The sequence below is a fragment of the Anaerovorax odorimutans genome, from assembly GCF_024459955.1.
Lineage (GTDB): Bacteria > Bacillota > Clostridia > Peptostreptococcales > Anaerovoracaceae > Hominibacterium > Hominibacterium odorimutans_A.
This window is the reverse complement of sequence record NZ_JANFXK010000010.1, coordinates 37,316-49,938: the sequence shown is the minus strand read 5'-3', so window position 1 is coordinate 49,938 and position 12,623 is coordinate 37,316. Positions and strand designations below refer to the sequence as shown.

The window sequence follows — 12,623 nt, the reverse complement described above, 5'->3', positions numbered from 1 at the left end:
TTTTTCTTGCCTTTATATATGCCCGGGCCCGCATTCCTACAGCCCGATCACATCTTCCATCGTATAAAGTCCCGGCCCATGCTCCGCCATATAGACCATCGCGTCGCAGGCGCCTCTGGCATAGCACTCCCAGTTATAGGCGTGGTGGGAAATCTCCATCATCTCGCCCATGCACCCAAAAATCACTTTATGGCTGGAGGGCGTGTCTCCGGCCCGCACAGAGTGGAAGGCAATATCCTCCATCTTCTTGTCCGATCTTGCGGTGATCTCTTCTCCCAGTTCCAGAGCCGTTCCGCTGGGAGCGTCCAGCTTGTTCTGGCTGTGGAGGTCGATGATCTCTATCTTCGCTTTATCGCCCAGAGCCTCCGCGGCGATTCCCAGCAGCTTGCGCATAACGTTAACCACGTAAGAAGTGTTGGCCGCCTTCATCATGGGGATTTCCTTCCCTGCCGCCAGCAGCGCTTTTTCCTGCTCCGCCGAAAAGCCAGTGGTACCGCATAAAAATCCTTTTTTATATTTTTTGCATACGGAAAGAACTTCCATGGAAAGCTCTACCCTGGAAAAGTCCACGACCAGGTCGCACCGGTCGATAATCTCCGTAAGATCATCATAGACCAGCGCGCCGATCTCTCTTCCCAGGCCCGCCGCAAGTCCGATATCTTTGCCGATATAATCTCTTCCGGCAGGTCCCAGCCCGCCGACAATCCTTATGTCGTCCCGCTCACAGGCAGCCTTGACTATCAGTCCGTCCATATGCCCGCGGGGAGCCGTAATAACGATATTTACCATTTAAAGACCTCTTTCCTTTCGATATCTCCTCAGCTGCTTTTCATCCTCGATTTCCAGACCTTTTTCACCTGCCAGTCCTTCCAGATGGTGGGTGAATTCGTGAAACAGCGTTTCCCTCAGCCTGGATTTAAAAGCGTCGCCTTCCAAATGACCGAAAAGCTTTGCGAAGGATCCGTAATAAATCTTAATCAATCGGCCCATACTGCCGCCGCTTTGATATTCGCCTAAAATGTACAGATCGTTGCTGATCGCGTGGGGACTCATTTTTGCTTCTGGCAATAAAAGGATTCCCCCGTTGAGATCCTTGTAAATCCCCGCCGGCAGCTCTTCGGCTATCTCATCCAGCATGATCTGTGCTTCGTCAATGGTTACCATAGCGCCGCTCCTTTCCTTTATACAGTATATCCTTTTTCGCTCCATCAGGCAACGGAACAATTCCAAAGGTTTGAGAATTAATTGCCGCTGTTATGCGCAAACTATTAGAGCAAAACGATATCGTCCGCATGATTATTCTTCCCATCCAAATAAATAAAATTTTTCGAAAATTTAGAGGTAATTCTGAAAAAAACGTGGTAAAATAGAATTAAGTAAACGTTTCATATATGTATGGGGAAGTTGCAGACTTTATCCGAAAATCAAAGGAGGGCTCGTTATGCCACTTATAATTTTGGGAGTATTGATCTTGGGAGGGCTCTTCGCTCTGATTGAGATCATGGGAAACAGAAAACGCGGCTCTGCTTCTTCCAATGGAAAAGCAGACAAGGCTGCCCCAGTCATCTATCTGCCGACTGATATAGAGCGGGAAAAGAAAAAGAGACATATTATTTAAACTGGAACAAGTTGACGCATAGAGAGGCAAGCGGTGCGTTTACCTCTCTTTACATCAATGTGAACGACTGAATCCATATAGAAATTGGATATTGCGAAAGGAGGGTCAGGTATGCCGCTTATCATTTTAGGGCTGCTCGTCGTAGCGGGCCTGTTAGCTTACATGTATTTTACCGGTCATTCAGATAGCTTTACCCGTAAAAAGCCGAAAGAGGAGGACCCTGACCACAAAGACGAATCGGCAACGGTAATTTATCTTCCCAATGACTTGGAAAAGGAAAAGAAGAAAAGAAAAGTCAAGACAGGAAAATGAACATTCATCTATATTGTGCTAAGCGTTCCATATAAAAAGAGCCTTTCGAGGCTCTTTTTATATGGAACGCATGGGCTTGCAGCCGCTTGGTTCCGCTCCTATCCCTCGGCCACCTGTAAAAACTCCAGAATTTCCGGCAGGCGTTTCTTGCTGGACGGAGTAAACCGTACAAAGGGTTTGACACCGCCGTGAATGAAGAGGCGCATGCCGTACTTTGCGGACAGGGCGGACAGCGATTTGGCGCTCAGCCCGTTTTCCTGGGCAAAATTAAAGATGACTTTGCTGCCCTCCTCATGAATCCTGGTAATACAGAGCTTTTCAGCCATGGAGCGAATTCTGGATATGGTAATCAAATTCATAGTATCCCGCGGGATCTCTCCAAAACGGTCGATCAGCTCATCAATGATCTCTTCTTCATCGGCATCGCTCGCCACTGTGGCGATCTTCTTATACATCTGCAGCTTAAGCACTTCATCGGAAATGTAGCGATCCGGAATCAGCGCCGTTACGTTCAGTTCGATGGAAGCTTCTTCTCTGTCCGGGTTGACCACTTCTCCTCCCAAAGCCCTTACCGCATCGTCCACCAGCTTGCAGTACAGCTCGTAACCAATGTTCATCATATGACCGTGCTGCTCGGTACCCAGAAGATTTCCCGCACCCCGGATTTCCAGGTCGCGCATGGCTACTTTAAACCCGGCGCCAAACTCGGTGAACTCCTTGATGGCCCGCAGTCTCTTTTCTGCTACTTCCGAAAGGCTCTTGTCCTTTTGGAACATGAGATAGGCATAGGACATGCGATTAGAACGCCCGACTCTTCCCCTCAGCTGATACAGCTGAGACAGTCCGAACCGATCCGCGTCGAGAATCACCATGGTGTTGACATTGGGGATGTCGATGCCCGACTCAATGATAGTCGTAGCTACCAGCACGTTGGACTCTCCCTGAACGAATCCCATAATCACATCCTCCAGATGATGTTCGTTCATCTGGCCGTGCCCCACGGCCACCTGCGCCTGGGGAACCAGCTCTTCAATATGGGCCGCCAGCTTATTGATACCCTTTACCCGGTTAAAGACCACATAGACCTGACCGCCCCGGTCCAGCTCCTTTTCAATGGCATCCCGGATCAGCATATCTTCCTGCTCCAGCACATAAGTCTGGACCGGATACCGTTCCTCCGGCGGCTCCTCGATGACGCTCATGTCCTTGATACCCACAAGGGACATATGGAGGGTCCGGGGGATTGGCGTGGCCGATAAGGTCAGCACATCCACGTTTTTCCGCAGCTGTTTGATTACCTCTTTGTGCTGAACGCCGAACCGCTGCTCTTCGTCGATGACCAGCAGGCCCAGGTCCTTGAATTTCACGTCCTTGGAAAGAATCCTGTGGGTCCCGATCACCACATCCACGCTGCCCTTTTCCAATCCGTCGATGACTGCTTTCTGCTGGGCGTCGCTGCGAAAACGGGAGAGCATCTCGACCTTAAAGGGAAACTTTTCAAACCGTTCCTTCAAAGTATAGTAATGCTGATTGGCTAAAATCGTAGTGGGAACCAGAACCGCCGCCTGTTTGCCGTCGGCAGCGCATTTGAACATGGCCCTGGCCGCCACTTCCGTCTTGCCGAAGCCCACGTCGCCGCAGAGCAGCCGGTCCATGGCCGTATCCTTTTCCATATCCTGTTTAATCTCTTCGATGCAGCGAAGCTGATCGTCGGTCTCCGTATAGGGAAAACTATCCTCGAATTCCTTCTGCCAGACTGTATCCGTTGAAAAGGCGTGCCCTTTTTCCAGCTGCCTCGCCGCCGACACTTCCAGCAGCTCTTTGGCCATATTGGCGATGGCTGCCTTGGCCTTGGCCTTAGTCGTCTTCCACTCGCTGCCGGAAAGCTTGTTGAGTTTAGGATTTCCCGTATCGGCTCCCACGTATTTCTGGATGATATCCATCTGCTCCACCGGCACATAAAGGATATCCTGTCCGCTGTATTTGATCTTGAGGTAGTCTTTTTTGACATTCTGGACGGTCAGCTGCTCGATGCCCATGAATTTACCGATACCGTGATTTTCATGAACCACATAGTCGCCCTTCTGCATATCGGCAAAGGACTTGATGGGCTGGCCGGCGCTTCCCGCCGCCTTTTTCTTTCTCTTCTTCTTTTTGGGCGTTCCGAAAATATCTCCATCCCAGATATAGCAGAATTTCTCTTCGGGAAAGTCGATTCCCCCGGTGAGGTTCCCCAGCTTTACCCATACCCGGCTGAGAAGGCCCGCCCGCTCCAGGAATTCCTCCATATTGGAAACCCGTTCCTCATTGGCGCAGACGATGGTTACCTTATAGCCGTTTTTCAGATAGGAACGGACCTCCGATTCCAGAAGGTCCATTTTGCCGTTGAACACCAGAGTCGGCTTGCTCACTACATTGCGGATCTCCGCCAGAGACTCCACGCCCTTGATGGTCTTCTGAAACGGTGTGAACAGATACGCCCTGTCCAAATCATAGAGGTGCAGGAAATCGCTTTTATTGGAAAAATGTTTCAGGTCCCCCGGAACCGCCTGGCCTCTTTCCAGCAAAGTCTGAAAATCATCCACCGTTTCCCTGTCCCTTGCTTCCAGATTCTCGTAGCAGCGGGCCGGATCGTCGATCATGATTACCGGCTGCTGCATATAGTCCCAGATATATTCGGTTTCATCATAAAAATAGTATAGGAAATTTTCCAGCTGCTGCAGATTCATGCAGTTCTCCGCGAACTCAATCAGCTGGTCCCGTCTCTGTCTGAGATTTTCTCCCCGCTCCAGATCCTCTTCACTGACGCCTTCTCCTGTGAATTTACGGATCTGTCCCCCGTAGGCCTGTTTGATCCTGACAGCTGCTTTTTCAAAGATTGTCCGGTCCTTTAGCAGCTGTTCCGCCGGATAAACTTCTATGAATTTCAGGTTCTCGATGGAGCGCTGGGTGTCCAGGTCAAAGCTTCGGATGGAATCGATTTCCGTATCAAAAAGCTCCACCCGGTAAGGGGCCTCCGCGTCGGCTGTGAAGATATCAATGATGGCTCCCCGTATGCTGAACTCGCCCTTTGCATCCACCACAGGCACCCGCTCGTATCCCATACGAACCAGCTTTTCCTTCACCTGATCCAGATCAATATCCTCTCCCAGGGTCAGTTTAACCGAGCTTTCATCAAAGCTCTCATGGGGCGGAAGTTTGCGAATGGCGCCGGTGGCCGGCGCTACCACAAGGCAGTCCTCTCCCGTCCTCAGCGCTTTCAATATCCTCAGCCTCTGCAGCATCTGGTCGTGGTTTTTGGCTTCATAGCGGATAAAGCCTTCCTCTTCGGGAGGCAGAACGTAGATGTTTTTGTCTACAAAAAAAGAAAGGTCTGTAGCCAGGCGCTTCGCTCTTATATAAGAGGGAACCACCACCAGGCACTGGCCCTTTGCTTCGTCTTTTAAAATCTTCCCAATAACAGGAGCTACCCGGCTTTCGGCAGCTCCTGTAATATTAATCATTCCCTTTTTTATCATTGTCTTCTCCTGCGGCCTTCTGTCTTATATTGTATTCATTCATGGCCTTATCTATGCCCTTTTCAACAATACATTCCGCCGCCAGCACCGCCCGCCTGACCGCTTCCTCCAGCGGTTCTTTCTCTTCTTTGGAAAATCCGCCGATCACAAAGTTCCGCAGATCGCCCTTCTGACTGCTGCCCATGCCGATGCGTATCCTTGGGAACTGATCCGATTTCAGGTCGCCGACAATGGAACGCATGCCGTTATGGGTGCCGGCGCTGCCTTTTTTGCGGATACGGATGGTCCCTGTGGGAATATCAATATCGTCATAGATGACCACAAGGTGTTCAGGCTCTTCTCTGTAGTAATCCATGACTTCCCTGAGGGACTGGCCGGAAAGATTCATAAAGGTCTGCGGTTTGACCAATAAAACCTTTTGGCCGGAGATACGTCCCTCTCCGACCAAAGCTTTATGTTTTATTTTATTGATTTTAATGTCGTTTCTTTCTGCCAGGAGATCCAGCGCGATGAACCCGATATTATGCCGGGTATTTTCATATCGCTTTCCCGGATTTCCCAGACCTGCAATAATGTACATAAATTGCTGCTCCTCTGTCTTAGTCAAAGAGCCTGCTGATGGAATCATTGGTAAAGACTCTGGTCATGGCTTCCGCGAAGAGAGGCGCGACCGACAGCATCTTCATTTTGCTGATTCTTCTTTCCTCCGGAATGGGAACCGTATTGAGCAGTACCAGTTCTTCGATCGCTGAGGATTCCAGTCGTTCCTTTGCCGGTCCTGAGAGGATCGGGTGAGTCGCACAGGCTACGACGCTCTTGGCGCCCAGATCTTTGAGCGCGTTGGCCGCGTTGGTAATGGTTCCGGCCGTGTCGATCATATCGTCTACCAGAATACAGTTCTTGCCCTCGATGTCTCCGATGATGTTCATGATCTCGCTCTTGTTGGGTTCCGGCCGTCTCTTATCGACGATAGCGATAGGAGCGTTGAGAGGCTCCGCCATGCTTCTGGCTCTGGTTACGCTGCCGTGGTCCGGAGATACGACAACGATATCGTCCATGGCCTTTTCTTTGAAATACTTGATGAGAATCGGCAGGCCCACGAGGTGATCCACCGGGATGTCAAAGTATCCCTGAATCTGCGCCGCATGGAGGTCCATGGTCAGAACACGGTCAGCACCGGCAGCCATTAAGAGGTTTGCCACCAGCTTTGCCGTAATCGGATCTCTGGCCTTAGCTTTGCGGTCCTGTCTCGCATAGCCGTAATAAGGAATAACGGCATTGATTCTTCCTGCGGAAGCCCGTTTCATAGCGTCAATCATAATCAGAATTTCCATCAGGTTGTTGTTGACCGGATCACAGGTGGACTGAACGATATATGTGTCAATTCCTCTTACGGTCTCCCAAAGGTTTACGGAAATTTCTCCGTCGCTGAATTTCGTTACAGTCGCTTTTCCCAGGGGCTTACCCATGATCGACGCAATCTCTTCCGCCAGTTCCAGGTGTGAATTTCCTGCAAATACTTTGTAATCTGAAAACGCTCCATTTTTCATCTGTACTCTTTACCTCTTCTTTCTCCTACTTCTTCTTTCGCAAAAACGTTTCTTATTTTTTCTTCTTATTCAGTATTCCTCTTTTTTCGACCCAGCCTTCCAGCGTCCTGGCCTTGGGCCTTGCCACATACAGCGCGCCGCCCGGCACATCGTGGGTAACGGTGCTTCCTGCCGCGACATAAGCGCCTTCCTCAACGGTTACCGGTGAGACCAGATTGCTGTTGCATCCGATGAAGGCCCCGTCTTTAACGGTAGAGCGATATTTCTGACTGCCGTCGTAATTGACAAACACCACGCCGCAGCCCAGATTTACGTTCCTGCCCACATCCGAATCTCCCACATACGTGAGATGGGACGCTTTCGCGCCGTCTCCCATGGAAGAATTCTTGATCTCTACAAAGTCACCGACCTTGCATTTGCTGCCGATATCGCTGCCCGGCCTCAGGTAGGCAAACGGGCCCACCTTTGTTTCATTGCCCACTTTGCTTTCCAGAATCACAGAGCTCTGAATCTGAGTCCCGTTTCCGATTTCAGAATCCACAATACGGGTATTCTGTCCGATAACGCAGTCCTCACCGATTTTAACACTGCCCTCCAGTACAACGCAAGGGTAAATGGTGGTTCCTGTTCCGATTTCTACCGTTTCATCGATATACGCAGCCCGAAGGTCGATAAAATTAACACCGTTTTCCATATGTTTCAGATTGATCTCCAGCCGTTTTTTCTCAATTGCTTCATATTCCTGTAAATTCATAAATCCCCCTAAAAGCTTTAGAATTTTCGATCCTTTTCAAGAATCATCTCTCCTACTTTGTATATATCGCCGGCTCCCATGGTGATAACCAGATCGCCCGGTTCTGCGTTGTTGTACACGAAGTTCGCGATTTCTTCGAAGTCTTCAAAGAAATAAGCGTCCTTATCCGGGTAAGCTTCCTTGATCTTGCTTACCAGTCCTTTGGAGCTGATTTTGTAGATGTTTTTCTCCCGCGCCGCGTAGATTTCCGCCAGTACAACCTTGTCCGCCGCCTCAAAGGATTCGGCGAATTCGTCGAACAGGGCCATGGTCCTGGTATAGGTATGGGGCTGGAAGAGGCACCACATCTTATTATGTCTCATGTTCTTCACCGCGGAAAGAGTTGCCTTTATTTCCGTGGGGTGATGGGCGTAGTCATCGATGATCTTGATGCCATGGCTGGTAGTTCCCAGAATATCGAATCTCCGCTGAGTACCCGTGAAGGTTTCCAGGGTGGCAGCGATCTTGTCCGCGGAAACGCCCAGTATATGGCAGCAGGCAAAGGCCGCCAGCGCATTGAGTATATTGTGTTCGCCCGGAATGGAAAGCTGAATGCGGCACAGCGTTTCCTCTCCGCGATTCACATAAAAGTCCGGCATGCCGTCGGCATTGAACGTGATGTCGCTGACGTGATAGTCGCAGCTCTCGTTAAAGCCAAAGGTCATCACATTGGGCATATCCTGGACAACGCTTTTTACAAAAGGATTTGCGTCGTAGGCAATAATGGTACCGTTTTCCGGCACCAGAGAAGCGAATTTTTCAAAGGATCTGGCAATATGCTCGATATCCTTGAAATAGTCCAGGTGGTCGGAATCGATATTGAGAATGATCTCGATTTTCGGCCGCAGGGACAGGAAACTGTCCATGTATTCACAGGCCTCGGTCACAAAATGCTGGCTGTGCCCCACCTTGACATTGCCTCCGATCTCCGGCAGATTGCCGCCCACCAGAATCGTCGGGTCTTCCTCCGCGTTTTTCAGAATTAAAGAAACCATAGAGGTTGTCGTAGTTTTTCCGTGAGTTCCTGAAATAGCAATGCTGTTTTCATACTCACTCATGAGAAGTCCCAGTATCTCCGCTCTGGATGCGGTAGGGATTCCCAGTTCCTTTGCTTTCGCAAGCTCCGGATTGTCTGCCCCTACTGCGGCGGAGTAGACTATCAGGTCCGCTCCTTCTACGTTCTTTGCTCTATGGCCTAAAAATATATCGGCTCCGTCTTTCATGAGCCTTTCGGTAATGTCACTTTCCCTCATGTCCGAGCCAGTGACCTTGTATCCTCTGGATAACAAAATTTCAGCAATGGCGGAAAGGCCAATGCCCCCAATCCCAATGCAATGTATCTGCTTACAGTCAGATAATCTCACCATTGTCTTTTCCCTCCTAGTCATGATAAGAAGATTATACCATAATTGCACAAAAAAATGCGCTCTAATTGACAAAAAAATAAAAAACGAATATTATCTTATATATACGCCTTATCCGTTCGAATTTCAGGAGGAAAGCCTTATGAAAAGAAGCCAGAGAGTAGGTGCCTTTATGGAGATCATCTCCAATTCACCTAACAAGATCTTTGCCCTTAATTATTTCTGCGATTTGTTCGGCGCGGCCAAATCCAGCATCAGTGAAGACATCGCAGCCGCACGGGAAATCGCGGCGTTCACCGGCCTGGGTATGGTTGAAACAATTCCCGGCGCATCGGGAGGCGTTCGTTACGTGCCTTTCATTTCCAAGGAAAAGGGCCTGCAGTTTCAGGACAAGCTCTGCCGGATGCTGCGGGAGGAAAGCCGGGTCCTGGGCGGCGGCTTTTTATATACGTCCGACATCATGTTCGATCCGGTCATCGTCAAGGAGATGGCACAGATCTTTGCCCGCAAATTTCGTCAGTGCGGCGCCGATTACATTGTGACTATTGAAACAAAAGGCATTCCGCTTGCCCTGAAAACAGCTGAATTTCTCAACCTTCCCTCTGTAGTTGTCCGCCGGGAAGCGAAGATTTCCGAGGGGGCGACTATGAGCATCAACTATCTCTCCGGTTCATCGGAACGGATGCAGAAAATGTCCATCTCCAAACGAGCTGCCCTCAGCGGTTCGCGGGCGCTGATTATAGACGACTTTATGCGCGGCGGCGGCAGCGTCAAGGGAATCAGCGATATTCTATCGGAATTCGACACACAGGTAGTGGGAATCGGTGTGGCTATTGCAAATATTGCTCCGGAAAAGAAAAAGATCGCCGACTACATCCCGCTCGTCTATTTAGGCAATGTGGATGAGGAAAGCCGGACGGTGGAGGTCTTTCCAAATAGTCAGATTTTTTAAAAAGTTCCTTGTAAACTTATTCTATTTCATGTATAATACCTATAAGTGTATTTAAGTGCACAAAATTGTCAGAATGAATTTGAGCATGAAAGGGTGGTAACAAAGAATGAACATTACTGATGTGAGAGTAAGAAAAGTAAACGATGAAGGAAAAATGAAAGCCGTTGTATCGATTACGTTCGACGATGAATTTGTGGTGCATGATATCAAAATCATTGAAGGACAGAACGGATTGTTTATCGCAATGCCGAGCAGAAAAATGGGAGAAGGAGACTTCCGTGATATTGCCCACCCGCTCGTATCCGAAACAAGGAACAAGATTAAGGAAGCGATTTTTGCGGAATACGAAAGAGTTTTAGCAGAAAAGCAAGCCATGGAAGAAAATTCTACGGAGGAATAGCGTTAAAGCGTGCAATTATACATACTTTATTATTAGGCTATCATACCGTAAAAGGAGCAGCATAAAGGGAAATGCTCCCTGCATCCTTTTATAAGGGAACATATTTATATTTATGCGCCGCCGATCATAATATGACCGGCGGTATCTTTTTGTCCTGGAATCTGAAATGTTGTAATCCTGGGGCCGGATACGGAAGATCGGCCCCAGGGTCCGGCCAAAAAACAAAAGTTATCCATTTTCTCTTATTTTCAAGAGGAAATGGATAACATATAAAACAGACCTGACAAGTTAAAAGCGCATGGCCAGGCAGGCCTTTCTTTTCACATCATCCACATAGACCAGCTTCAAATTCGCCCTGTACAGCTCACTGAGATAGGTTTCATCCAGCATTTCTTCCGCCGGGCCGCTTTTCATCCTGCCGCCCCGGTCCAGAATTCCCGCTGTTCCGCCCAGAAGAATCACATGATCCGGATTATGGGTCGTCATAATCACACCGTAGCCGTGCTCCGACAATTCTCTGATTAATGCCAGCGTCTTTAACTGGTTTCCATAATCCAAGGCAGACGTGGGCTCGTCAAAGATAATGATTTCAGGCTGCTGCACAAGGGCCCTTGCCACACATGCCTGCTGCCTTTCACCGCCGCTGATCTGCATGTACAGCTTCTGGGACAGATGTTGGATATTCATTTTTTCTATAATCGCGTCGGCAATGGCATAATCCTCTTTTCCCGGCTTGCCGAAAATGCCGATATGGGCCGCCCGGCCCATCACAATATATTCCCGCACCGAATAGTCAAAGGTGGACATGCTGCTCTGAGACACATACGCGATCATCTTCGCGATGTCCCGCTCTCTCATCGAGGTTATTGTTTTGCCATTCAAAAGGATTTCTCCTTCGTTCAGCTTGAGCAACCGGACGATGCTGTTCAGCAATGTCGATTTACCGGCGCCGTTGGGCCCCAGAATAGTAAAGATTTCACCTTTATGGAGAGACAGGTTCACATCATGAAAGATGATGCGCCCACCTTTATAGGAAAAAGAGGCATTTTTTACTTCCAGCAAAACATCCTTCATTACACATCGTTCCTTTCTCTGATCATGATCCACGCAAAAAAAGGCGCTCCGATAAATCCGGTGAGCACCCCAAGAGGCAGCTCTGCTCCGGTCAGGGTTCGGGCAATGGTATCAATGAAGATCAGGAATACGGCGCTTATGGCGCAGGACACCGGAAGCACCCGCCGATTATCGGCGCCGGCCAGCCTTCTGGCCAAATGGGGAATCACTAAACCGATCCACCCGATTGTACCGCTGATACAGACTGCCGATGCTGTCATAAGGGTGGCACAGAGGATTGCGATATTCCGCTCTCTGCGGATATTCATTCCCAGTATCCGGGCTTCATCTTCGCCCATTGACAAAATGTTAATTCTCCACCGCATTGCCAGCAGTATGCTGCCGGAAATAATAATCACCGGCCCTACACTGAGCAGATCCGGATACTTGATATTGGCCAGGCTTCCCAGCTGCCAGTAAGTCATTTCCGCCAGCTCCGTTTCCGGGTCCGCCAAATACTTCATCAGGCCAATGAGCGAGTTCATAAAACCGCCCACAATTACGCCGGCCAGCACCAGTGTCACCGCAGAGGTCCTGCGCATCAGCTTTGGAATTCCCGTAGTCAGCGCTACGGCAGCGATGCCCCCGATGAAAGCCAGAATCTGTATCCAAAGGGAGCCCACATGAAGCAAAATGCCAATAGCCGAACCCACACATGCTCCGGCGGATACGCCGAGAAGATCGGGAGAAACCAGGGGATTCTTGAAAATCCCCTGATAAGTTGCTCCTGAAAGCGCAAGCGCGCTGCCTACCAGAGCCGCTCCCAGTATCCGCGGAAGGCGCAGATTCATCACTATATTGAATTCCACTCGTTCCCAGGTCTGCTCCAGAGGCAGCAGATGGGACCCCAGCACCTTGACTACTGTTTCGATGGAAACGAAATACCGCCCCAGACAGAGGGACACTATGATTACCGCCGCAAGAAGCGCCAGTAATAAAAGCATGTAGTTCCGTTTCGGCAGCAGGCCGTAGTTTCTCCTGTCATCAATCGTCCGCTTCATAT

13 protein-coding genes are annotated in these 12,623 nt (G+C 49.6%); 4 read left to right on the top strand and 9 right to left on the bottom strand.

The features are described from left to right. Positions 1–36: 36 nt before the first annotated feature. Positions 37–789 (bottom strand): 4-hydroxy-tetrahydrodipicolinate reductase, encoded by a 753-nt coding sequence (gene dapB / locus NE619_RS09935; RefSeq protein WP_256132263.1) that lies wholly within the window; start codon positions 787–789, stop codon positions 37–39. After that, a complete protein-coding gene (locus NE619_RS09930; RefSeq protein WP_256132262.1) occupies positions 790–1,164 on the bottom strand; it encodes a metallopeptidase family protein in 375 nt (124 codons plus the stop codon). A 277-nt stretch (positions 1,165–1,441) separates the two neighbouring features. Here NE619_RS09930 and NE619_RS09925 point away from each other — a divergent pair, with 277 nt between their 5' ends. Then, positions 1,442–1,618 (top strand): hypothetical protein, encoded by a 177-nt coding sequence (locus NE619_RS09925; protein WP_256132261.1) that lies wholly within the window; start codon positions 1,442–1,444, stop codon positions 1,616–1,618. A 111-nt stretch (positions 1,619–1,729) separates the two neighbouring features. Next, positions 1,730–1,930: a DUF3616 domain-containing protein gene (locus NE619_RS09920; protein WP_256132260.1), complete on the top strand. Its 201-nt coding sequence runs from the start codon at positions 1,730–1,732 to the stop codon at positions 1,928–1,930. Between the two features lie 98 nt (positions 1,931–2,028). On the opposite strand, the gene mfd is transcribed toward NE619_RS09920, so the two are convergent. From mfd to murC, 5 genes are read right to left on the bottom strand one after another with little or no spacing between them, the layout of a single operon-like run. After that, a complete protein-coding gene (gene mfd / locus NE619_RS09915; RefSeq protein ID WP_256132259.1) occupies positions 2,029–5,448 on the bottom strand; it encodes a transcription-repair coupling factor in 3,420 nt (1,139 codons plus the stop codon). Further along, positions 5,426–6,028 carry an aminoacyl-tRNA hydrolase gene (gene pth / locus NE619_RS09910; protein WP_256132258.1) on the bottom strand — a complete coding sequence of 201 codons (603 nt, stop codon included), beginning with the start codon at positions 6,026–6,028 and terminating at the stop codon, positions 5,426–5,428. Before pth ends, mfd begins: the two co-directional genes overlap by 23 nt. A 19-nt stretch (positions 6,029–6,047) precedes the next feature. Further along, the gene (locus tag NE619_RS09905) at positions 6,048–6,998 is read right to left on the bottom strand and encodes a ribose-phosphate diphosphokinase (RefSeq protein WP_256132257.1); all 951 of its coding nucleotides are present in this window, start codon (positions 6,996–6,998) and stop codon (positions 6,048–6,050) included. A gap of 52 nt (positions 6,999–7,050) precedes the next feature. Next, positions 7,051–7,752, bottom strand: coding sequence for a UDP-N-acetylglucosamine diphosphorylase (locus NE619_RS09900; RefSeq protein WP_256132256.1), 702 nt, complete (start codon positions 7,750–7,752; stop codon positions 7,051–7,053). Between the two features lie 17 nt (positions 7,753–7,769). Continuing rightward, entirely contained in the window at positions 7,770–9,158 is a 1,389-nt protein-coding gene (gene murC / locus NE619_RS09895; RefSeq protein WP_256132255.1) for a UDP-N-acetylmuramate--L-alanine ligase, read from the bottom strand. A gap of 139 nt (positions 9,159–9,297) precedes the next feature. Here murC and purR point away from each other — a divergent pair, with 139 nt between their 5' ends. Together purR and spoVG are read left to right on the top strand one after the other, a co-directional pair. Further along, on the top strand, positions 9,298–10,107 hold the full coding sequence (purR, locus tag NE619_RS09890) for a pur operon repressor (RefSeq protein ID WP_256132254.1): 810 nt from the start codon (positions 9,298–9,300) through the stop codon (positions 10,105–10,107). A gap of 106 nt (positions 10,108–10,213) precedes the next feature. Beyond that, complete coding sequence (gene spoVG, locus NE619_RS09885) at positions 10,214–10,507, top strand: septation regulator SpoVG (RefSeq protein ID WP_256132253.1); 294 nt, start codon at positions 10,214–10,216, stop codon at positions 10,505–10,507. Between the two features lie 288 nt (positions 10,508–10,795). Here spoVG and NE619_RS09880 read toward each other — a convergent pair whose 3' ends face one another. Then, complete coding sequence (locus NE619_RS09880; RefSeq protein ID WP_256132252.1) at positions 10,796–11,581, bottom strand: ABC transporter ATP-binding protein; 786 nt, start codon at positions 11,579–11,581, stop codon at positions 10,796–10,798. Beyond that, positions 11,581–12,621: a FecCD family ABC transporter permease gene (locus tag NE619_RS09875; RefSeq protein WP_256132251.1), complete on the bottom strand. Its 1,041-nt coding sequence runs from the start codon at positions 12,619–12,621 to the stop codon at positions 11,581–11,583. Before NE619_RS09875 ends, NE619_RS09880 begins: the two co-directional genes overlap by 1 nt. Positions 12,622–12,623 lie beyond the last annotated feature (2 nt).

Coding starts and splice junctions, on each gene's coding strand:
- purR (WP_256132254.1), top strand. CDS start 9,298: ATGAAAAGAAGCCAGAGAGTAGGTGCCTTTATGGAGATCATCTCCAAT.
- NE619_RS09920 (WP_256132260.1), top strand. CDS start 1,730: ATGCCGCTTATCATTTTAGGGCTGCTCGTCGTAGCGGGCCTGTTAGCT.
- dapB (WP_256132263.1), bottom strand. CDS start 789: ATGGTAAATATCGTTATTACGGCTCCCCGCGGGCATATGGACGGACTG.
- mfd (WP_256132259.1), bottom strand. CDS start 5,448: ATGATAAAAAAGGGAATGATTAATATTACAGGAGCTGCCGAAAGCCGG.
- pth (WP_256132258.1), bottom strand. CDS start 6,028: ATGTACATTATTGCAGGTCTGGGAAATCCGGGAAAGCGATATGAAAAT.
- NE619_RS09880 (WP_256132252.1), bottom strand. CDS start 11,581: ATGAAGGATGTTTTGCTGGAAGTAAAAAATGCCTCTTTTTCCTATAAA.
- spoVG (WP_256132253.1), top strand. CDS start 10,214: ATGAACATTACTGATGTGAGAGTAAGAAAAGTAAACGATGAAGGAAAA.
- murC (WP_256132255.1), bottom strand. CDS start 9,158: ATGGTGAGATTATCTGACTGTAAGCAGATACATTGCATTGGGATTGGG.
- NE619_RS09900 (WP_256132256.1), bottom strand. CDS start 7,752: ATGAATTTACAGGAATATGAAGCAATTGAGAAAAAACGGCTGGAGATC.
- NE619_RS09905 (WP_256132257.1), bottom strand. CDS start 6,998: ATGAAAAATGGAGCGTTTTCAGATTACAAAGTATTTGCAGGAAATTCA.
- NE619_RS09875 (WP_256132251.1), bottom strand. CDS start 12,621: ATGAAGCGGACGATTGATGACAGGAGAAACTACGGCCTGCTGCCGAAA.
- NE619_RS09925 (WP_256132261.1), top strand. CDS start 1,442: ATGCCACTTATAATTTTGGGAGTATTGATCTTGGGAGGGCTCTTCGCT.
- NE619_RS09930 (WP_256132262.1), bottom strand. CDS start 1,164: ATGGTAACCATTGACGAAGCACAGATCATGCTGGATGAGATAGCCGAA.